At 66.1% G+C, this 20,507-nt stretch carries 21 protein-coding genes and 1 tRNA gene; 17 read left to right on the top strand and 5 right to left on the bottom strand.

Going from position 1 to position 20,507, the window contains the following annotated elements:
• Window positions 1-118: 118 nt before the first annotated feature.
• The 8 genes from VF617_RS03695 to VF617_RS03660 all read left to right on the top strand — a co-directional run bounded on the left by VF617_RS03695 (window position 119) and on the right by VF617_RS03660 (window position 9,314).
• A complete protein-coding gene (locus VF617_RS03695; protein ID WP_331013513.1) occupies window positions 119-2,287 on the top strand; it encodes a DUF2460 domain-containing protein in 2,169 nt (722 codons plus the stop codon).
• Window positions 2,284-3,087, top strand: coding sequence for a DUF2163 domain-containing protein (locus tag VF617_RS03690; protein ID WP_331013512.1), 804 nt, complete (start codon window positions 2,284-2,286; stop codon window positions 3,085-3,087). The genes VF617_RS03695 and VF617_RS03690 overlap by 4 nt, the downstream gene beginning before the upstream one ends.
• A complete protein-coding gene (locus tag VF617_RS03685; protein ID WP_331013511.1) occupies window positions 3,084-3,461 on the top strand; it encodes a peptidoglycan endopeptidase in 378 nt (125 codons plus the stop codon). The genes VF617_RS03690 and VF617_RS03685 overlap by 4 nt, the downstream gene beginning before the upstream one ends.
• Window positions 3,462-3,560: 99 nt before the next feature.
• Window positions 3,561-5,741, top strand: a complete 2,181-nt coding sequence (locus tag VF617_RS03680) for a phage tail protein (RefSeq protein WP_331013510.1) — start codon at window positions 3,561-3,563, stop codon at window positions 5,739-5,741.
• The gene (locus VF617_RS03675; RefSeq protein WP_331013509.1) at window positions 5,741-6,244 is read left to right on the top strand and encodes a DUF2793 domain-containing protein; all 504 of its coding nucleotides are present in this window, start codon (window positions 5,741-5,743) and stop codon (window positions 6,242-6,244) included. The genes VF617_RS03680 and VF617_RS03675 overlap by 1 nt, the downstream gene beginning before the upstream one ends.
• A gap of 108 nt (window positions 6,245-6,352) precedes the next feature.
• Window positions 6,353-7,471, top strand: a complete 1,119-nt coding sequence (locus tag VF617_RS03670; protein WP_331013706.1) for an OmpA family protein — start codon at window positions 6,353-6,355, stop codon at window positions 7,469-7,471.
• A 1,006-nt stretch (window positions 7,472-8,477) separates the two neighbouring features.
• Window positions 8,478-9,044, top strand: a complete 567-nt coding sequence (locus VF617_RS03665) for a GAF domain-containing protein (RefSeq protein ID WP_331013508.1) — start codon at window positions 8,478-8,480, stop codon at window positions 9,042-9,044.
• A gap of 60 nt (window positions 9,045-9,104) precedes the next feature.
• Window positions 9,105-9,314, top strand: a complete 210-nt coding sequence (locus VF617_RS03660; protein ID WP_331013507.1) for a hypothetical protein — start codon at window positions 9,105-9,107, stop codon at window positions 9,312-9,314.
• A 141-nt stretch (window positions 9,315-9,455) separates the two neighbouring features.
• Here VF617_RS03660 and VF617_RS03655 read toward each other — a convergent pair whose 3' ends face one another.
• On the bottom strand, window positions 9,456-10,187 hold the full coding sequence (locus tag VF617_RS03655) for a folate-binding protein (RefSeq protein WP_331013506.1): 732 nt from the start codon (window positions 10,185-10,187) through the stop codon (window positions 9,456-9,458).
• A gap of 47 nt (window positions 10,188-10,234) precedes the next feature.
• Between VF617_RS03655 and VF617_RS03650 the strand changes: the two genes are divergently transcribed.
• Window positions 10,235-11,569, top strand: coding sequence for a dihydroorotase (locus VF617_RS03650; RefSeq protein ID WP_331013505.1), 1,335 nt, complete (start codon window positions 10,235-10,237; stop codon window positions 11,567-11,569).
• A complete protein-coding gene (locus tag VF617_RS03645; RefSeq protein WP_331013504.1) occupies window positions 11,566-12,036 on the top strand; it encodes an SRPBCC domain-containing protein in 471 nt (156 codons plus the stop codon). The genes VF617_RS03650 and VF617_RS03645 overlap by 4 nt, the downstream gene beginning before the upstream one ends.
• A 3-nt stretch (window positions 12,037-12,039) precedes the next feature.
• On the opposite strand, the gene VF617_RS03640 is transcribed toward VF617_RS03645, so the two are convergent.
• Window positions 12,040-12,780, bottom strand: coding sequence for a DUF1134 domain-containing protein (locus VF617_RS03640; protein WP_331013503.1), 741 nt, complete (start codon window positions 12,778-12,780; stop codon window positions 12,040-12,042).
• A gap of 160 nt (window positions 12,781-12,940) precedes the next feature.
• On the opposite strand from VF617_RS03640, the gene VF617_RS03635 reads away from it, so the two are divergent.
• A tRNA-Ser gene (locus tag VF617_RS03635) sits at window positions 12,941-13,030 on the top strand.
• A 115-nt stretch (window positions 13,031-13,145) separates the two neighbouring features.
• Here VF617_RS03635 and VF617_RS03630 read toward each other — a convergent pair.
• Entirely contained in the window at window positions 13,146-14,558 is a 1,413-nt protein-coding gene (locus VF617_RS03630; protein WP_331013502.1) for an aldehyde dehydrogenase, read from the bottom strand.
• Between the two features lie 19 nt (window positions 14,559-14,577).
• The gene (locus VF617_RS03625; RefSeq protein WP_331013501.1) at window positions 14,578-15,363 is read right to left on the bottom strand and encodes an IclR family transcriptional regulator; all 786 of its coding nucleotides are present in this window, start codon (window positions 15,361-15,363) and stop codon (window positions 14,578-14,580) included.
• An 88-nt stretch (window positions 15,364-15,451) separates the two neighbouring features.
• Between VF617_RS03625 and VF617_RS03620 the strand changes: the two genes are divergently transcribed.
• Genes VF617_RS03620 through VF617_RS03595 form a run of 6 tightly spaced genes read left to right on the top strand, consistent with a single transcriptional unit; the run spans window position 15,452 to window position 19,848 of the window.
• Window positions 15,452-16,339, top strand: coding sequence for a cyclase family protein (locus VF617_RS03620; RefSeq protein ID WP_331013500.1), 888 nt, complete (start codon window positions 15,452-15,454; stop codon window positions 16,337-16,339).
• A gap of 1 nt (window position 16,340) precedes the next feature.
• Window positions 16,341-16,691 (top strand): cupin domain-containing protein, encoded by a 351-nt coding sequence (locus VF617_RS03615; protein WP_331013499.1) that lies wholly within the window; start codon window positions 16,341-16,343, stop codon window positions 16,689-16,691.
• Window positions 16,688-17,488: an SDR family NAD(P)-dependent oxidoreductase gene (locus VF617_RS03610; protein WP_331013498.1), complete on the top strand. Its 801-nt coding sequence runs from the start codon at window positions 16,688-16,690 to the stop codon at window positions 17,486-17,488. Before VF617_RS03615 ends, VF617_RS03610 begins: the two co-directional genes overlap by 4 nt.
• Entirely contained in the window at window positions 17,485-18,408 is a 924-nt protein-coding gene (locus VF617_RS03605) for a 3-keto-5-aminohexanoate cleavage protein (protein ID WP_331013497.1), read from the top strand. The genes VF617_RS03610 and VF617_RS03605 overlap by 4 nt, the downstream gene beginning before the upstream one ends.
• Before the next feature lie 2 nt (window positions 18,409-18,410).
• Complete coding sequence (locus VF617_RS03600) at window positions 18,411-19,325, top strand: 3-hydroxyacyl-CoA dehydrogenase family protein (RefSeq protein ID WP_331013496.1); 915 nt, start codon at window positions 18,411-18,413, stop codon at window positions 19,323-19,325.
• A gap of 1 nt (window position 19,326) precedes the next feature.
• Window positions 19,327-19,848 (top strand): hypothetical protein, encoded by a 522-nt coding sequence (locus VF617_RS03595; protein WP_331013495.1) that lies wholly within the window; start codon window positions 19,327-19,329, stop codon window positions 19,846-19,848.
• Here VF617_RS03595 and VF617_RS03590 read toward each other — a convergent pair.
• Window positions 19,823-20,479: a TetR/AcrR family transcriptional regulator gene (locus VF617_RS03590; protein ID WP_331013494.1), complete on the bottom strand. Its 657-nt coding sequence runs from the start codon at window positions 20,477-20,479 to the stop codon at window positions 19,823-19,825. The two genes, VF617_RS03595 and VF617_RS03590, sit on opposite strands and share 26 nt — an antisense overlap.
• Window positions 20,480-20,507: the final 28 nt, after the last annotated feature.

Below are 20,507 nucleotides of genomic sequence, written 5' to 3'. Positions count from 1 at the left end.
TCCCCTTCAGGGGAGGGGGTTGGGGGTGGGGCAGGTCAGTCTCATCGAAACCGCGGCCTATTGGGACAGGCCCACCCCAACCCCTCCCCTGAAGGGGAGGGGCTTAAGGAGGATGATTATGGGGCATTGGCTTGCCGAAGCGCGCAGGGGGCAGATCGAGGGCGTGGTTTCGCGGTTCGATCCGGCATATTGGACGGTCAATTTCCCGCGGCCGATGATGGCGGCCGTCACCACGACTGCGCATGATGCGCTGCGGGTAGATGGGGTATTCTATCGGCAGGACCAGATCGGCGGGCTGATCTGGGAGGCGGAGGATCGGCACGATCATCCCTTGCTTGCCTTTGAGACAAGCCGGGATTTTCGCGCCTGCCGGCTCAGCTTTCGCTGGCGGTCTTCGGGGCTGCTCGCGCTCGATGCCGTCAATGGCCCGGTGCTGACGATCGAGGGGCGCGATGCCGAGGGCGCGGCGCGGGCCTGGTATGTGCGGTTGTGGAACTATGCCGAGGGCGACTCCGAAGACGCAGTCGTCAGCCTGGATTTCGCCGCGCTCGATGGCGGGTTCCTGTTGCCCGGCGAGGCCGACCCGGTCTGGGCCGGGGATGTGGACCGGATGTTCGTGTCGCTGGTGCCCGAGGGGTATAGCGGCGTGGATGCCGCCCTGGGCCCGGTGGAGGCCTGGGCCGAACTGTCCGAGATCGCCTGTATGGGGCCGGGCTCCGTGCTGGCGATCGGCGATGTGGTGGTGCCCGAGCATGGCCTCCGGATCGCGAATGGCTATGACGATTGCTATCATCTGACGCCCGCCCGCGTGCTGCGGAACATGCTGCAGCTCGGCTATCGCGGGACGATCCTGCATTATGTGGGGATGAGCCATTATTTCCGGCTCGACGGAGGCTATGTCGCGATCGGCGACAGCGCGATCAACGTGGCGTGCGCGGCCTGGACTTCGGATTTCGCGGCGCGGGCGGGGGCGCTCGGCTATTCGGTGATCTGGTCGCTGAGCTACGAATTGCTCGACCAGCATTGCTGGGGCGACTGGAAGCAGCGCGCGGCTTCGGGCGAGCCCGCGCTGACGGGGTGGGAGCCGCCATCGACTTTGCTGTCCCCGGCGCATGCGGGGGCGATGGCGTATCTGCGCGCAGTGGCGCTCGCCTTCGCGGGAATCGCGGACGATGCGGGACTGGCGGTGCGCTTCCAGATCGGCGAGCCCTGGTGGTGGACGCTGCCCGATGGGAGCCTGTGCGTGCATGACGCTTCCGTGGGCGAGGGCGATCCCGGCACGCTGCTGGCGGACTCGACGCTGGCGCTGCGCGATGCAGTGAAGGACGCGCATCCGGAAGCGGAAGTGCTGCTGCTCGTCTATCTGCCGACCGTGATGGGGAATGTGGCGGCGAATATGCCGCTCGGCTGGGCCTGGCCCGCCTTCGATGTCTTGCAGCTCGAGGATTATGACTGGGCGGCGGCGGGGAATGCGGCGGCGAGCGATCGCGGCGTGGCGCTCGCCGAAGCGCGGCTGGGCTATCCGCCGGAGCAGCAACATTATCTGAGCGGCTTCGTGCTCGCGCCCGAAGGCAAGGCCGCCTGGCAGCATATCGACGAGGCGGCGGAGCGCGCGCGGGCGCGGGGCGTGGGGGAGACCTTCATCTGGGCGCTGCCGCAGGTGGTCCGCGACGGCTTCATCCATTTCAGTCAGGAGAGTGATGTGCAAGCGTTCGACGACGTGCTGTTTCCGCTGGCTCTGGGGCGCGAGGCGGAAGTGGCGGCCGAGGTTTCAACCGCGATCGTGACGAGCGCGGGCGGGACCGAGGCGCGCAATGCCGAGTGGGCCGAGGCGCGGACGCACTATGACGTGGGACCAGGCGTGCGCTCCGAAGCGGATATCGCGGCCTTGCTCGCCTTTTTCCGCGCGAGGATGGGTCCGGCCAAGGGGTTTCGGCTGCGCGATCCCTTCGACTGGCAGGGCGCGGACGAACTTATCGGCGCGGGCGACGGCGAGACCGCGAGCTTCGCGCTGGCGAAGCATTATGGCGACGTGACACGGCGGATCACGCGGCCGGTGAGCGGGACGGTGCAGGTTTCGGTCGATGGCGTGGCGACCGAGGATTTCACTCTGGGCGCGGGCGGCGTGGTGACCCTCGACGAGGCCCCGGATGCGGCCGCGGAAGTGCGCGCGAGTTTCGTGTTCGACGTGCCGGTGCGCTTTGCCGAGGACCGGCTGACGGTGAACCGCGCGACGTTTCTGGCGGGGGCGGCGGTGAGCGTGCCGCTGATCGAGGTGCGGGAATGACCTGGCTGGAAGGGGCGCTGACCAGCCTGGCCTTGTGCTGGCGGATCGAGCGGCGCGACGGCGTGACGATCGGGCTGACCGCACACGACCGCGACCTGACGATCGGCGGGCTCGTCTATCGCGCGGCGCCGGGGATGACGCCGAGCGCGATCCTGCGCGGCGCCTCGCTGGATGCGGACAGCATGGACGTGACCGGCGCGCTGAGCAGCACGGCGATCGGCGAGGCGGACTTGCTTGCCGGGCGCTGGGACGGCGCGCGTGTGCACGTGTTCGCCACCGACTGGACCGCCCCGGGCGAGACCGTGACATTGGGCGAGGGCGTGATCGGATCGGTGGAGACCGAGGGCCAGATGCTCACCGCCGAACTGAAGGGGGTGGCGGCGGCGCTCGAGCGGCCGGTGGTGGAGGAAACTTCCCCCGAATGCCGCGCCGAGCTGGGCGACAGGAGGTGCCGCATGGCGATGGCCGGGCGGCGGCGGTTCGCAACGGTGACCGGAATCGAGGGGGCGGTGCTCACGCTCGATGCGACCGAGCCGCTTGCGAATTGCTATGGCGGCGGGCGGCTGCGCTGGTTCGGGGGCGCGAATTCGGGAATCGAGGAGGGGGTTGCCCGCTCTGACGGCGCGACGGTGACGCTCAGGCGCCCGCCCCGCTTCGACAGCCCGGGGCGGATCGAGCTGATCGAGGGATGCGACAAGAGCCTGGCGACGTGCGCGGCGCGGTTCGGCAACGCCGCCAATTTTCGCGGCGAGCCTTACCTGCCCGGCACCGACCTGCTGACGCGTTATCCGGGCGGATGATCGTGGAACGTGCGCGCGCCGCGATAGGCGCGCCCTTCAGGCTGCATGGGCGCGATCCGGCGAGCGGGCTGGATTGCGTGGGGCTCGCGGCGTGGGCGTTCGGGACGGAAGCGCCGGGAGGCTATGCACTGCGCAGCGGCGATGTGGCGCGGGTGCGCGCGGTCGTCGCGGGGCTGGGGCTGGTGGAAGCGGCGGAGCGCAGGGCGGGCGGCTTGCTGCTGCTGCGCGTGAGCCCGGCGCAGCTTCATCTGGCGATCGATAGCGGCAGCGGGATCATCCATGCCGACGCGATGCTGCGCCGCGTGGTCGAGCGGCCGGGAGAAATCCCCTGGCCGGTGATCGCGCGCTGGGCGTCTTTGACCGCTTCGCCGTGACGGCGCCAGCCCGCTCCCCCACGCGGCCACCCAACGGCAGTATCATATGGGTGGCCGGGCGGGGGAGCGGGCCGGCGCTGCAACAAGGGAGAAACTAGGATGGCGACTCTGGTGCTGACGGTCGCCGGCGGCGTGCTGGGCGGGCCGGTGGGTGCGGCGATCGGCTCGGTCGTTGGCGGCGTGATCGATCGCGAAGTGCTGTTCAAGCCAAAGGGGCGCGAAGGCCCGCGGCTGAGCGAACTCAAGCTGCAGACCAGCAGCTATGGCACGCAGATCCCCAAATTGTTCGGCACGATGCGCGTGGCGGGCTGCGTGATCTGGGCCAGCGACCTGGTGGAGCATCGCGGGACGAGCGGCGGCGGCAAGGGCCGGACGAGCACGACCACCTATTCCTATACGGCGAGCTTTGCAGTGGCGCTTTCGGCGCGGCCGATCCTGGGCATCGGGCGCATCTGGGCCGACGGCAAATTGCTGCGCGGGAGCGCGGGGGACTGGAAGGCGCGGACGACCTTTCGGCTGCACCTGGGGAGCGAGGCGCAGGAGGCCGATCCGCTGATTGCCGCGGCCGAGGGCGTGGGCGCCGCACCCGCGCACCGGGGAATCGCCTATGCGGTGTTCGAGGATCTCGAGCTCGGAGATTTCGGCAATCGGATTCCGTCGCTGACGTTCGAAGTCACGGCCGACGCGACCCCTGTCGAGGCTGGCGCGATCCTGCGCGAGATTGGCGAAGGCGCGATCGCATGCGAGGAGGCGACGGAACCGCTAGGCGGCTTTTCGGCCTATGGCGCGAGCCTGCGCGCGGTCGCCGAGACGCTGGCGGGTGCGGCCGGCGGGTGGTTTCGAAGCGATGCCGACAGGCTCGCGCTGATCGGCGGGGCGGGAGCCGTACTGAGCTTGCCGGATGAAGGCATGCGCGCACGCGGGCGGACGGGCGGACGCGAAAAGCGGGCGCTCGCCGCCGCCGACTCCGCGCCGCGCATGCTGACGCTCTCTTATTACGATCCCGCGCGCGACTATCAGCTGGGCGTGCAGCGCGCCGCCAGGCCCGGGGCCGGGACCCGCGAGGCGCGAATCGAATTGCCCGCGGCCATCGATGCGGGGGCGGCGAAGACGATCGCCGAGGGCGCGCTGGCCCGCTTCGATGTTGAGCGCGAGCGGCGGAGCGTCTCGCTCGGCTGGAAGCATCTGGCGGTGCGGCCCGGGGAGCGCGTGGCGATCGAGGGCGCGCCGGGGATCTGGCGCGTCGATCGCTGGGCATTGGAAGCAATGGCGGTCACGCTCGATTGCGTCGCGGTCTCGCCTGCGGCCTTGCCCGTGGCGGCGAGCGGCGGGCGGGTGCTCGCGGCGCCCGACGTGACGCTGGGGAGCACGCGCATCCATGCATTCGAGCTGCCGATGCTCGACGACGCGCCCGCCGGCGCGCCGCGGCTCGCGATCGCGGCGGCCGGCACTGCGCCGGGCTGGCGAAGCGCGGCGCTGCTGACCAGCCTGGACGGCGGCGCGCATTGGGCGGCGGCGGGATCGACGGCGGCCCCGGCGATCCTGGGCGAAATCGCCGTGCCGCCGGGATCGGGGCCAGCAGCGATCGAGGATCGGCGAAACGCAATCGAGGTGGAGCTGGCGCATGACGAGATGGTGCTGGCCGATGCGGACACAGCGGCGCTCGACGCCGGGGCCAATCTGGCGATGGCGGGGGACGAGCTGCTTCAGTTCGGCCGGGCGGAGCCGCTGGGCGGGGCGCGCTGGCGGCTGAGCAGATTGTGGCGCGGGCGGCGCGGAACCGAAGCCGCGATCGGCACGCAGACCGCGGGGGACCGTTTCGTCCTGATCGACCCGGAGACGCTGGCGATGCGCGATCTGCCGTTGGCGGCGATCGGCGGCACCCTAAGCGTGCTGGCGCAGGGCGCGGGCGATGGCGTGGAGGGCGCCGAGGCCGAGGCCGCGATCTCCGGCACCGGGCTGGCGCCCCCTTCGCCCGTTCACGTCGCGGCTCGACAGGAGGCGAGCGGCGATACGCGCGTCACCTGGGTACGGCGCAGCAGGAGCGGCTGGCGCTGGATCGACGGGATGGACGCGCCGCTCGGCGAGGAGAGCGAGCGCTATCGCGTGACTATCGCCCCGGAGGGTGGGACGGCGCGCTTCGAAGAGGCGGCTTCCTCCGTATTTCTGCTTTCCGCAGCGGACCGCGCGACAGCCGTGGAGGTGACCGTCCAGCAAATCGGCACGCACGGGCTCTCGCGGGCCGCCACGCTGATACTTCCGGCATTTGGAGAAGGTTGATGACCGATATTACGACGCCCCGACTCGCCCTTCCGATGCTCGCGGCGGGACAGGCGCAAAAGGAGATGTCTCATAATGAAGCGCTGACGCGCGTCGATCTGGCGCTCAACGGCTTCGCGATGGCGGCCGGCGCCGAGACCCCGCCCGAGGCTCCGGAACCCGGCCAATGCTGGATTCTGGGCGGCGCTCCGGAAGGCGCGTGGGAGGGCCACCCGCACGAAGTGGCGGGGTGGACGGAAGGCGGGTGGCGCTTTCTAGACCCCTGTGCCGGAATGCGGCTGTGGCTGGGGGAAAGCGAAGGATTCGCGTTGTTTAGCGGAGGCGGCTGGGTGATCGGCAAGACCTTTGGACGCCTGTTCGTGGAGGGCCTGCAGATCGTCGGACCACAGGCCGAGGCAATCGCGGAACCAAGCGGGGGAGCAGTGGTTGATGCCGAAGCGCGGGCCGTTATCCTGGCCGTGCTGAATGCCATGCGCGAACATGGACTGGTCGCCTCCGGCTGACCTGTGACGTTCATGCAACAGTACCAGGATTTGTGCGCTTGCGCGGAAACCTTCATTTCGGTAGTGAGTTTGTCGCTGTCCATAGGACAACTCAAAAAGGGGATTAACATGCGGAAGTTCGCCATCACTCTGGCACTTGCGACCACCGCGCTCAGCACGCCCGCTCTCGCTCGCGACGATGCGTGGTATGTAGGCGTCGAAGGCGGCACCATGATCGTGGAAGATATCAAGTTCGATATCGGCGCGACCAACGACGCGATTCAGATCGACCACCGTGCCGGTTGGGATGTCGATGCGACTGTCGGTTACGACTTTGGCGGATTCCGCGCCGAAGCCGAAGTCGGCTATCGCCAGGCGCAAGTGATTTCGGCCCGCTCGCTCGTTACTCTGCCGACGGGCGCAGTTAACCTGGCGCCGGGCACCTATGCGCAGACGGGCGGCCGCACTTCGGCACTGAGCTTCATGGTCAACGGCATGCTCGATTTCGGCGACGATGACGGCGTTCAGGGCTTTGTCGGCGGCGGCGTGGGCGTTGCTCGCGTCAAGAGCCGTTATCACGTTGATGCTCGCGGCAACTTCCTGAACGATTCGGACACCGTGCTCGCATGGCAGGCGATTGCCGGCGTGCGCGCGCCGCTTTCGGACTCGATTGACGTTTCGCTCAAGTATCGCTTCTTCAATGCCGACAAGTTGCAGATGACCGATGCGCTCGGTCGTGCGGCAAATGGCCGGTATCGTTCGCACAGCATCATGGGCGGCCTGACCTTCAACTTCGGCGGACCCGTGGAAGAAGTGATCGTTCCGACGCCTGAACCCACGCCGGCGCCGGCCTGGACCCCGACTCCCGAGCCGACCCAGGCTCCGGTGGTGGTGCAGTGCACGCCCGGACCGTATATCGTGTTCTTCGACTGGGATAAGTCGGACATCACGCCGGAAGCGGCTTCGATCCTCGACAACGCCATCAGCAACTATCAGAACTGCAACAACACGCAGGTCATGCTGGCTGGCCATGCCGACAAGTCCGGTTCGGCAAGCTACAACGTCGGCCTTTCGCAGCGTCGTGCGGACGCAGTGAAGGCTTACCTGACCAGCCGCGGCATCGCAGGCGAGAAGATCGGCACCGAAGCGTTCGGCGAAAGCCGCCCGCGCGTCGAAACCGCCGATGGTGTTCGCGAACTGCAGAACCGTCGCGTGGAAGTCATGTACGGCCCCGGCTCGGGCTACTAAGCCAGGCCGGTCCATACGGACTGACAGGATTTGGGGGAGGCCGGGCGACCGGCCTCCTTTTTTCTTTGCCGGTTGGCTGCATGTGCATCGTTGCGCCAAGAGGGTATCAGATGCGCATGCGCGACCCGGCCTCCTTGCGCTCGGACCCGACGGAGCGGAGCTTCTCCCGGGCGCGGCCCGACCAGCTATGGCGGCACTCGAAGCGGCGCTGGCCCCTATTGCGCTGGGCATGCCCGGCGTTCGGCTTTACGGCATCCGCCGCTTATCGGATTCCTCCATAGCAGCGGGCAATCGGGAAAGTTGCCGGTATCTGGTGGCTGGCGCGATGCCCGTGCGGGCCTGGCTGTTCGATAAGGCACCCGAGGTCGACTGGCTCTGGGGTGGCATCAGGATCGCACGATCGCAGTAAAAGCGCGCCGCGACGTAGCGGGGTTTGCGCCCTGGACACCTATACGTCGAAACCTTGGGTGGAGTGCAGATAACCGCCACGTGGCGAGGGGCTCGCAAGCGATGCTAGTGGCAGAAAGCGTTATGCTTCTCAGTGTCACATAGCGAGCTGGCGGGGCGCTTGACAGCGGCAAGGAGAAGGACTCTACTTTTTACTATAGGGGGCAGACTTGGCTGACGGACTAGCACAAACTTCGGTTCGCCTTTCTCAGCTATTCGAGAAGCGCGCTCGGCGCTTTAAAGTCGCTTCCTTGTTTGTCAAAGGCATGTTTGTTGCGGTAGCCTCCGCCGTAGTAAGCACGGCCCAATTTCTTCAGATACCCCCAAATGGGAACATCACTACCCTCCAAGCGGTAGGAATTACAGGTTCTCTCTTAGTGCTCTGCGGAGCTATTTTCTCACTCATCACGGATGACGATGCTTCAGAAGAACTTTCGGCCGCCCGCCAAGCGACGGAGGAAGCGCGAGAGATATCTGACGCTGTTGAATTTTTCACCACATATGAAGAAACGCTTGAGCGAGCATTCAACTCTATCAGTCCGTTTCAGAGATGCGCAGAGTGCTGGAACGCGCGGCGGTAACTGACCGCGTAAAGATTGAGGATGTGCTGTCCGCCTTCATGGACACAACATTACGCTCGCTGCCGATCTCGATGGGCTTCCAGCAGGCTGATCGGTGGACGATTTGCGTCTATAGAGCGTCCCTAAATCCGCAAACTGACCGGTATGATCTTATATGTGTAGCGCATAATCGAGCAATCAAATGTAACGCGTCGGAAGCCAGGCCTTGGTCAGAAGGCATCGGAGTGTCAGGCATCAGTTATTCCAATCGGAGCGAGATCATCGTTCCGAACCTGCAGAGTGCAAGCTTGGGCTCCATGTTCAATCTTGCTGCCGGAGCCCGCGATTATGATGACGAGCGCTATAGGTCCATCGTATCCGTTCCGGTGAAGGTAGATGGGCAGGACCGTCCTTGGGGCGTCGTCGTTGCAACCAGTGATCGAGTTGACCATTTTACACCCGACGATGAAACCGGATTAAAGACTACGGAGCCCGTCAGATCGCTGGCGGGCATGGTGGCTTTGGCGGCAGCGATGTGCGATAGGAGCCATGACCACGCTTATTGAGAATCGTTCTCACTCTGTATCGTCCTGATTCAACGACTGTTAACCTGTAGGAGCGCCAGAATGTCAGATATGACTGATATGCCACGGACGCACTCGCGCGAATCTGAGATGGACCAGATGCTGGATGAGTTGATCGCAAAGATTGTGAAGCGTGAAGCTTCGCGTGAAGACTTGATCAGCTATCAAGAAATTGTGGCGAGCAGGACGCGCATGATGAGATTGCCGTCAATTCGGTCGCGCTCGGTCGCGCTGCGCCGCAAGTATGCCTAACTGCAGTTAGGCCACGCTGGGCATCTTCGGCGCTCGTGGTAGTGCACCGCTCCATTTCCATCCACGCCTGCCAATCCCACCTGCTAAAGCCTTTGGAGCGTAGGTGTTGTGCGCACGGCCCGTTTTGCAGGTAGCAGCTTATTAGTGGCTTGCCCCGAGCCACTCCGGCACCAGCGCGTCGCCCAACGCCTCGATGCGCCGCAGTTCCACCATCAACCCGAGTTCCAGATAGGTGACTCGGGTCCGATCACCCGCCTCACTCAGTGGCGCCACCACCAATCGGCGGTTGACCTTCCCGCGATAGTGCATGCGTGCGGTGTTTTCCTGGCCGACATAGCAGCCCTTGGCGAAGCTCACGCCGTTCAGTTCGGCGGCGTTGGCTTCCAGCCAGAGCGTTTTGTCCTGGCCCAGTTCGGCCACCCCTTCGGTGACGCCCAGCGACAGCCGGTGCGCACGCCATGCCGCGCTGGCGTCTTCACCATGCTGCTCGGCAAGCCATCGCCAGCCGAGATCTCGCAGCCGGGGATCCCGAGGGGCATCCGCGCGCTTCGTGGGTGACCAATGCACGCCCAGCGTTGATTCGAGTCCGACATATAGGGGGCGGCGGAGGCGATAGATGGAGAGGCGGCGAATCAGCGCTTCCACTTCGCGATCTTCGCAGTCGAGCAGCAGATCGGCGCCGTCATCCCAGATGATGAAGTCGAACAGCGCCTTGCCTTGGGGGGTCAGCAATCCGCTCCATTGCGGTGAGCCGGGAGCTACCTTCTCGACATCCTGCGTTACGAGCCCCTGGAGAAAGCCGCGAACATCCTCGCCACTGAGCCGGATCAGGGCGCGATCGTGCAGGGCAGTGGCCGGGGTGGCATCGGGCATGGCGAACAGGTAGGAGGCCGGGGCGCACTAAATAAGAGGGCGGCCGCATGAACGTGGATCTAAAGCTGACGGGCGGGACCGTGCATCTGCCGGGCGGCCCGGCGCGCGTGGATGTGGGCGTGACCGGCGGGCGCATCGTCGCGCTGGGAAATCCTGGCGGCGCGGTCGGCGATGCCGGCGAGACGATCGACTGCGCGGGTCTCGACATTCTCCCCGGCGTGATCGACAGCCAGGTCCATTTTCGCGAGCCGGGGCTCGAGGCCAAGGAGGATCTGGAAAGCGGCAGCCGCGCCGCGGTGCTCGGCGGAGTCACCGCGGTGTTCGAAATGCCCAACACCAAGCCCAATACCGACACCGCGGAGGCAGTGGCCGACAAGCTTGCCCGCGCCAAGGGGCGGATGTGGTGCGACCACGCATTCTATGTCGGCGCGACCAACAACAATGCCGCGGAACTGGCCGAACTCGAGCGGCTGCCGGGCACGGCGGGGGTCAAGATCTTCATGGGCGCCTCGACGGGCGACCTGCTGGTCTCAGACGACGCCAATCTGGCGCGGGTCCTCGCATCGGGGCATCGCCGCGTGGCGATCCATGCCGAGGACGAGTTTCGCATGCAGGAGCGCCTGGGCGAGCGCATCGCGGGCGATCCGGCGAGCCACCCGGTGTGGCGCGACGACGAGAGCGCGATTCTTGCGACGCGGCGCATCCTGGGCCTGGCGCGCGCCGCCCGGCGGCGGATCCATGTGCTGCATGTGACCACGCCGGCCGAACTCGAATTGCTGGGCGCGAACAAGGATATCGCGACCTGCGAACTCACTCCGCAGCACCTGACGCTGGCAGGCGAGGAAGCCTATCCACGCCTCGGCACCCATGCCCAGATGAACCCGCCGATCCGATCGGGCGCGCACCGGGACGGACTGTGGGAGTGGCTGCGCCAGGGGGTGCCCGATGTGCTCGGCTCGGACCATGCGCCGCACACGATCGAAGAGAAGGCGCGGCCCTATCCCGACTCCCCAAGCGGCATGCCGGGAGTGCAGACGCTGCTGCCGCTGATGCTCGATCATGCCGCCCAGGGTCGGCTGACGCTCCAGCGGCTGATCGACCTGACCAGCGCGGGGCCGCAGCGCATCTTCGGGATCGCGGGCAAGGGTCGGATCGCCATCGGCTATGACGCCGATTTCACCGTTGTCGACCTGAAGGCGCGCTGGACGATCGAGGAGAGCTGGCTGGCGTCGCGCTGCGGCTGGTCGCCGTTCACGGGAATGGCGCTCACGGGCAAGCCGGTCGGCACGATCATCCGGGGCAACCGAGTGATGTGGGATGGGGCGCTGGCCGATGCGGCGATCGGCGCGCCGGTGCGCTTCGAGAGCGTCGAGTTCGGGTGACCAGCGTCGCGAAGCGGACCGATTCGGCCTATCGGATTATCGTCGCGTCCCCCGCCAGGCTTTACGCCGCCTTCATCGACCCCATGGCTTTGGCCGCATGGCTTCCGCCCAAGGGCATGACCGGCCGGATCGAGGCATTCGATCCGCGGCCGGGCGGCGCCTATCGGATGGCGTTGGCCTATGACGACAAGGGCTCGGGCCGCGGCAAGAGTGAGGCGGATACCGACAGGATCGAGGGCGAATTCGTGGGACTGGAGCCCGACATGCGAATCGTCCAGCGGGCGGCGTTCGAGTCGGACGACCCATCGCTGGAGGGCGTGATGACGATCACCTGGCGCTTCGATCCCGTTCCCCAAGGAACCCGCGTGACCGTTACATGCGCAGACGTTCCGGTCGGCATCCGCAAGAAGGACCATCTGGCGGGCTTGCGCTCGACATTGGCGAACCTGGCAGCCTTTGCCGAATAGCGCTTAAAACGGAACGATCCGCCGCTTCTCGGTGAACTTCATATAGCCCGCATTGACGCCCAGCCGCCAGCCGACGCCCAGGCGCACCGGGATCAGCACGATATTGCCCCGGCGCATATAGCTGGCGGAGAAGCCCCCCACGAAATAGGCGCGGCCCTCGCCGGCGGGGAAGCGCTTGTAGAGATCCTGGCTGTCGTAGAGATTGTAGACGAGAACGAAGACCTTGCTCGCATCCCCGCCCAGGTCGAAGCCGATCGAGGGGCCGGTCCAGTAGATCTTCCGCTCGCCCTCGACCTTGTGGAACAACGCGCCCTTGCCATAGCGAAGCCCGACGCCGATCGCCGCCGCGCCTTCGCTGCCGGCGATATAGGCATTGGGGCTGCCCTGGTCCTTCAGTATGTTCTCGATAATCCCGGCAAGCCCCGATGCGCCCTTGCCGAACACGCCCTCCGCCGCGACGACCAGTTCTTCATTGGCGAAGGTATTGGGAGCCTGGACGCGAGCGTCGGCCTGGGCGCGCGCATCGGCGGCGACTCGCGGCTGGGACGGCGGGGGCGCATCCTGGGTAGCGGGGGAGGGGCGATAATCCTCGGGCGGGGGGGAATCCTGCACCGGCGGCGGCGTGTTGAGGTCCGAATCGATCGCCGTATTCGGGTCGATCGTGGTCATCTGCGCGGCTGCGGGCACAGCGCCCAATCCCAGCAAGGCCGCCATCGTCCACAATATCCGTCTGCGCACGCGCATCGCCAATTCCCCGCACCCTGATCTTGGCCGCGAGGCTATGCCCGCGCGGCTGACCCCGCAATGAACACACGACGACCCGAGTCGATTTCGCGCCCGGGGGTTTCTTGCGGTTGATAGCGCGGGAAGCCGCCGCTATAGCCCCCGCTTCGTGGCCTCTTGCGGAGACGTGGGTGAGTGGCTGAAACCAACGCTTTGCTAAAGCGTCGTACGGGAAACCGTACCGAGGGTTCGAATCCCTCCGTCTCCGCCAGAACTTTTCCGTTCGACGGCATCAGCCCGCTCCGCCGCCCAACCACCCATCCAGCCTGGCCTGCGGGTGGCCGGGCGGGGGATGGGCTGGCGCCGCTTCCACGTTAGTACACACCCTAGATCGGATAATGGCCCGGCTGGGTTTCGACCGTGATCCACCGCAATTCGGTAAAGGCGTCCACGCCTGCCTTGCCCCCGAAGCGGCCATAGCCCGATCCCTTCACGCCGCCGAACGGCATCTGCGCTTCGTCGTGAACCGTAGGCCCGTTGATATGGCAGATGCCCGATTTGATGCGGCGGGCGAGCCGTAAGCCGCGCGCGATGTCGCGCGTGAAGATCGCCGCGGACAGCCCATATTCGGTGTCGTTGGCCAGCACCATTGCGTGCTCCTCATCGCGGGCGCGGGTAACCGCCACCACCGGGCCGAAACTCTCGTCGCGGAACAGCTTCATCGATGGCGTCACGCGATCCACCACATGCGCCGGCATCAGCACGCCATTGGCTTCACCGCCGCTGACCAGCTCGGCGCCCGCGGAAAGGGCGTCGTCGATCAGGCTTCGAACATGGCTCACCGTCTTGGCGTCGACGACCGCGCCGAGAGGGGTCTGCCCCAGCCGGGGGTCGCCTACCGCCATATTGGAGACCTTGGCGCCGAACTTCGCGACGAATTCGTCCGCGACCGCATCGACCACGATGATCCGCTCGGTCGACATGCAGATCTGGCCCTGGTTCATGAACGCGCCGAATGCCGCGGCCTTCACCGCTTCGTCGAGATCGGCGTCCTCGAGCACGATCAGCGGGGCCTTGCCGCCCAATTCGAGCAGGACCGGCTTCAAATTCTGCGCCGCGCGAATGGCGATGATCCGGCCCACCGCCGTCGATCCAGTGAAATTGATCCGCCGGATCGCCGTATGATCGATCAGCGCCCCGACAATGTCGGCGGCGTCCTCGGCCGCGTTGGTGACGAGCCCGACCACGCCCGTGGGAAGGGCGGCCGCGAAGCTTTCGGCGATGATGGCGTGGGTGCGCGGGCAGACTTCCGACGCCTTGAACACCACGCAATTGCCGCAAGCGAGCGCCGTCGCGATCGCGCGCACGCCCAGGATCACCGGCGCGTTCCACGGCGCGATGCCCAGAATGACGCCCACCGGTTCGCGGATGGCCATTGCCAGGCAGCCGGGCTTGTCGGAGGGAATCACTTCTCCGCCGATCTGGGTGGTGATCGCAGCAGCCTCGCGAATCATTCCTACCGCGAGCGCGATATTGAAGCGCGCCCAGCCGGCGGTCGCGCCGATCTCGTCTGCCATCGCCGCCACCAGATCGTCGGCGCGCCCGGCCAGCGCATCGGCGGCCCCAGTCAGCATCGTGCGGCGGGCGTTCGGCCCGAGCGCGGACCAGCCCTCGAAGGCCGCATTGGCGCGGTCGGCGGCATCGCATGCCTGCGCCACGTCCATCGCCTGCGCGCGGCTGGCGACCGCGCCGGTTATCGGATTACGCCGCTCGAACATGCGGATTTCGGCCTGGTTCATCGCTCGATTCCTTCGGAACTCAGTGGGCGCGCGTCGCGCGCGCACCCGGGATCGCCTTGACGATCTCGTCGCGGCTGAGGAGCAGCTGCTCTTCGATCGCCGCGCGCTTGGCTGCAAAGCGCGCAGTCGGAACCGGGACCGAAATCGCGAATTCGCGCCCCATCGAATCGAGGAACGCCGCGCCGACCGCGCAAATTCCCTCCGAATGCTCCTCCAGGTCGAAAGCCAGCTGCGCTTCGCGGACCTCGTCGATCTCGGCCGCCAGCTTGGTCAGGTCCTTGCGCGGACCGGGCTCGTAGCGCGCGACGCTTTCCTTCATCAGCGTCCGCGCGCGCTCGGGATTGGTGATCGCGAGCAGCGCCTTGCCGTTGGCGGTGTTATGCAGCGGAAACGCCTCGCCGACCGCTGACAGCGCAGTAAGCCGCGAGGATCCGACCACCTGATCGACGAACACCGCGCTGCGTCCGCGCAGAGTCGAAAGATCGACGGTTTCGGTGAGCCGCCGCGACAGTGCCTGGAGGATCGGCCGCGCGATCCGATCGGTATCCACATTGGCCGCGGCGGCGATCCGGATAAGCGCGGGACCGAGAGTCACGCCCGAGCGAGGGCCCGCGCTCATCAGCAACTGCTCTTCCGCGAGCGCCCCCACCAAGCGCTGGACGGTCGATCGCGCCATGCCTAGCTGCTTGGCGAGTTCGCCCAGGCTCAGCCCCTCCGGATTCGCCTCCAGCGCGCGCAGGATCGCCGCTGCTCGGGCAATCACCTGAACGCCGTTTTTATCCGCAATGCTGCTTGATTCGTCCATCATGCGGTGCAGATGTCACGAAAATGCTGAGGAAGTCCAGCTTTTCCCAACCAACGCGTAGCTATTGACTATTACCGTCAGTCGGGACATGTGTACCGTATTACAGTACATGGAGAGCGATGCGATGGATTGGCGCGACCCTAATTTCCCGGGCTTTGGGGAATCGAATCTCGATAATGCGATGGGACTGCAATTCTTCGACCTGTCGCATCCCTGGGGGTTGGGGCAGCCGTGCTGGCCCTATTTCGAGGACGTCAAGATCGAGCGGCTGCACAACATGGCCCGGTCCGGGGTGCTGACGCAGAAGATCACCACGGTCATGCATTCGGGCACGCATATCGATGCCCCGGCGCACGTCGTTCCCGGCACGCCGTTCATGGACGAAGTGCCGCTTCCCTATTTTTTCGGAACCGGTGTCGTCGTGTCGATCCCGAAGAAGAAATGGGAAGTCATCACGGCGGAGGATCTGGAGAATGCGCGCCCGCAAATCCGCGAGGGCGACATCGTCATCGTCAACACCGGCTGGCACAAATATTACGGCGATAACCGCCATTATTATGCCTATTCGCCGGGATTCTACAAGGAAGCCGGCGAGTGGTTCGTCAAGCGCAAGGTCAAGATGTGCGGCTCGGACACCCAGGCGCTGGACCACCCGCTGGGAACCGCGATCGGCCCGCACGGCACGGGCGCTCCCCACGGCCTGATCCCCTCGATCAACGAGGAGTATTTCCAGGAGACCGGGCGCCGCGTGATCGAGGATTTCCCCGAATGGGAGCCTTGTCATAACGCGATCCTCTCGGCGGGCATTTGCGGATTCGAGAATGTCGGCGGCGACATCGACAAGGTCACCGGCAAGCGCGTGACTTTTGCCGCATTCCCGTGGCGCTGGACCAAGGGAGACGGCTGCATCGTCCGGCTGGTCGCGATCGTCGATCCATCCGGCGATTACCGCATCGAAACGGGGGCCGGCGAATAACATGGACGTGACCCGGATCGCCGACGCGCGGGAATATTTCCCGCCGCTGCACCATGGCTGCACCGCGCTGAGGCTCCAGGGCTTCGAGGCGAGCGCGGCAGACTTCGCCTGGGCGGGGCTCAGCCATATCGAGCCGGGCGGCGGCGCGGATATGGACGCAGGGCCGCTGGGGAAGATCTATGTAGTGATCGAGGGCGAAGTGACGGTGACGCTGGGCGACGGCGGCGCTACGACGCTGGGCAGGCTCGACAGTTGCTTCATCCCCGGGGGAGAAGCGCGCGAAGTGCGCAACACCGGCGATGCGCGCGCCAGCATGATCGTTGTCATGCCCTATCCGGCCGCCGCGTCGTGACGCTGCCCGTCATCAACACCTCGGCATTGTTCGACGTGGCGGGCAAGTCCGCGGTGGTCGTGGGCGCGACGGGCGCGTTCGGCAAAGTGGCGTGCGCGACCCTTGGCAATGCCGGCGCCAAGCTGACCATCGCTGCGGGCAGCGGCAACGACCTGGCGGCGCTGGGGGACGAACTCGCGGCGGCGGGCATCGCCGCTACGCAGGTTGCGCGCCGTCCCAATAGCGAAGCCGATTGCGACACGATCGTCGCGGCGGCTCTCGCCGCTTATGGCGCTATCGACATTCTCGTGATCGCCTCCGGTGTCAACGATGTCGCTCCGGTCACCGAGCTTACGCCGGAGCGCTTCCAGAGAGTCATGCTGGCGAATGTGCATGGCGCATGGCTGATGGCGCGCGCGGCGGGCAGGCAGATGATCGCGCAGGGGACAGGCGGCAAGGTGGTGTTCACCTCCTCGGCGCGGGGCAAGCTGGGGCATCCGGCGGGCTATTCGGCTTATTGCACTTCCAAATCGGCGGTCGATGGAATGACCAAGGCGCTGGGCTGCGAATGGGGCAAGTTCGGCATCACCGTGAATGCCATCGCACCCACGGTATTCCGCTCGCCGCTCACCGCCTGGATGTTTGCCGATGATGAAAAGGCCGTCGCAGTGCGCGAAGGTTTCCTGGCGCGCGTGCCCGCCGGACGGCTCGGCGAACCCGAGGACCTGGCGGGACCTTTGCTGTTCCTCTGCTCGCGGGCCTCGGACTTCCACACTGGCCACATCGTCTATGCCGATGGCGGATATACCGCGGGATGAGCAAGGTCATCATCACCTGCGCGGTCACCGGCGGCATCCACACGCCGACTCTGTCGGCGGCGCTTCCCTATACGCCACAGGCCATCGCGGATCAGGCGATCGCCGCCGCGGAGGCGGGCGCGGCGATCCTCCACTTGCACGCACGCGATCCCGAGACCGGCGCGCCGACGGGCGATCCCGAAGTGTACCGCCGTTTCCTGCCGGTGATCCACCAGGCGACCGACGCGGTGATCAACCTCACCACCGGCGGTAGCCCGAGCATGAGCCCGGAGGACCGGCTGGCCGCGGCGCTCGCCTTCAGCCCCGAGATGTGCTCGCTCAATATGGGATCGATGAACTTCTCGTTCCACGACATGGGCCGCAAGATCACCGACTGGAAGTTTCCGTGGGAGGATCAATACATCCTCGACAGCGAGAAATTCATCTTCCGAAACACCTTTGCCGACATCGCGCGGAACTACGCCCTGCTCGCCGATCACGGCACCCGCTTCGAGCATGAATGCTATGATATCGGCCATCTCTACAATCTGGCCTATTTCGCCGACAAGGGCGTGGCGAAGCCGCCCTTCTTCATCCAGAGCGTGTTCGGCATATTGGGCGGGATCGGTGCGGATCCGGACAATGTGATCTTCATGCGCCGCACCGCGGACAGATTGTTCGGCAAGGATTATGTCTGGTCCGCGCTGGCGGCGGGCAAATATCAGATGCCGCTGATCACGCAGGCGGCGATGCTGGGCGGCAATGTCCGCGTCGGGCTGGAAGACAGCCTGTTTATCGGGCGCGGCAAGCTGGCGGCGTCGAATGCCGAGCAGGTGGCAAAGATCGTCCGTATCCTTGGCGAACTCGGGATCGAGCCAGCGACTCCGGACGAGGCCCGCGCGATGCTCGCGCTCAAGGGCCGCGACCGGACGCGGATCTGACGATGCGCGTGGCGTTGATCGGTGCGGGCCTGATGGGGACGGGGCTCGCGCGGCTGCTTACGCGCGCGGGAGCTGCGGTCTCGGTGTTCGATACCAATGCTGACGCCCTCGCAGCGTTGCGCCACCAGGTTGGCGGCACCACTGCCCTGGCCTCGCTGGGCGAAGCCGCGCGCGATGCCGATCTGGTGATCGAGGCGGCGTCGGAACGGCTCGAAATCAAGCAGGGGATCTTCGCCGAGTTGGCGGCGGCCGGCGGCCCCGCGATCCTCGCAACGAACTCGTCGGTGATTCCGGTGGGGGCGATCACGGCAATGCTCGGCGATGCGGATGCCGCGCGCTGCGTCGGCACGCATTTCTGGAACCCGCCTGATGTGATTCCGCTGGTAGAAGTGATTCAGGGTCCACGCACGAACCTCGCGACCGTCGATGCGGCGATGGAGATGCTCGCTGCCGCCGGCAAGGAACCCGTTCACGTCCGGCGCGATGTGGTGCCGGGCAATCGATTGCAGCATGCCTTGTGGCGAGAGGCGATCGCGCTCGTCGAAGAGGGCGTCTGTTCGCCCGAAGATGTCGATCATATCGTCAAGCGCAGCTTCGGGATGCGGCTCCCCGTCCTCGGTCCGCTCGAGAATGCCGATCTCGTCGGCCTCGAACTCACGGCGCAGATCCATCAGGTCGTGCTGCCCACCCTGAGCCGGGCGACCGAGGCGTCGCCTGAGCTGGCGCGGCGAATAGGAGCGGGGCAAACAGGGGTGGCGGCGGGGAAGGGCTTTTATGACAGCTGGACCGCGGACGGCGTGGCGCAATTGCGCGCCCGGCTGCGTACGCATCTCGATGCGATGCTTCCGGGCGGATCCCAGCTTGACCCGGTTTCCCGCGCCGTGTCAGATCATGATCGCTTTGCGGAGAGGCTGTAGCATGAGCATCGGACCCGAACATCGCCAGGCCGTTCGTAACGAGACCCTGGTCAGTATCGCGATCAACAGCCTGGTGCCCGCCGGCATCATCTGGTCGCTCGGGGTCAGCCCTCCGCAGATGCTGTTCGGCGCCGACGGCATCATCGGGTCGATGATCCCGGCGGCGGGGCTTGCCACGCTGATCATGACGCTCGTGCTGACGATGATCGTCCGCGCCCGGGTGCGCAAGGGCGCCTTGCCCGCGCTCGACTGGCCGGCGGAGGAGCGCGGGGCGATGCGCCTGATTCCACGCAGCCTGCCGCTCCGCGCGCTGGCGCTGGGCGCGCTGGCAATCGTGCTGCTGGTGCCCGGCGGGCTTGCCGTGGTGGCGGCGCTGGACGTGCTGCCGCTGACGCGCCTCGGGTTCCTGATCTTCAACCTGATCTATGGCGCGGTGGTGGGGCTGGTAATGGCGCGGTTCGTGGTCCTCCCGGCGCTCGCCGATCCAGCGGGTCCCGTCAGCGCGCCGCGCCGAACGGGCTGAAACCGGCGATCTGCAATTCGATAAGGCGCCGCAGATCGGAAAGGCCGCGCGCGACCGAGACTGCGTCCTGCGCCAGCCAGCGGCGCACTTCCCAGGCGAAAAGCCCGAATATGATGCGGGCGATCAGTTCGGGCTCGCTCGCGCGCAGCGTCTTTGCGTCGATTGCTTCCTCCACCAGACGGGTGACCGCACTCAGGAAGCGGCTGCGGTGGTCGATGAACTTCTGCGCCTCGCTGCCTTCGCTGAAGAAAGTCAGTTCGCGCAGCACCGCGCGCGAGATCGCCCGTTCGCGAGCATAAAGCGCGTAATAGCCGCTGAACAACGCCATCAGCTTGTCGACCAGATTGTCCTCGTTCGCGGCCGCCGCCAGGCTTTCGTCGAGAACCTGTTCGAGTTCGGGGTTGAAGATCAGGAACAGCAAGTCGCGCTTGTTGCTGGCATAATCGAACAAGGTGCCGAAGCCGACGCCGCCGCGCGCCGAGATGTCGCGCATCGTCGTGCCGTCAAAACCCTTTTCTAGGAACAGCTCGCGCGCCGCGAGCGTGATCCGCCGCAATTTGTCCGCCTTGTTCGCGGCCCGGCGGCCTGTGCCTCTGCCCGGAGGCGCTGGGGGTTCGGCGTTGCTGGCCACGACGCGCCTATAGATGCGGCCAAGCGCC

This window comes from Sphingomonas sp. (assembly GCF_036388215.1).
GTDB lineage: Bacteria > Pseudomonadota > Alphaproteobacteria > Sphingomonadales > Sphingomonadaceae > Sphingomonas.
Note: the sequence above shows the minus strand (reverse complement) of the source record. Positions and strands in the feature narration are given on the sequence as shown.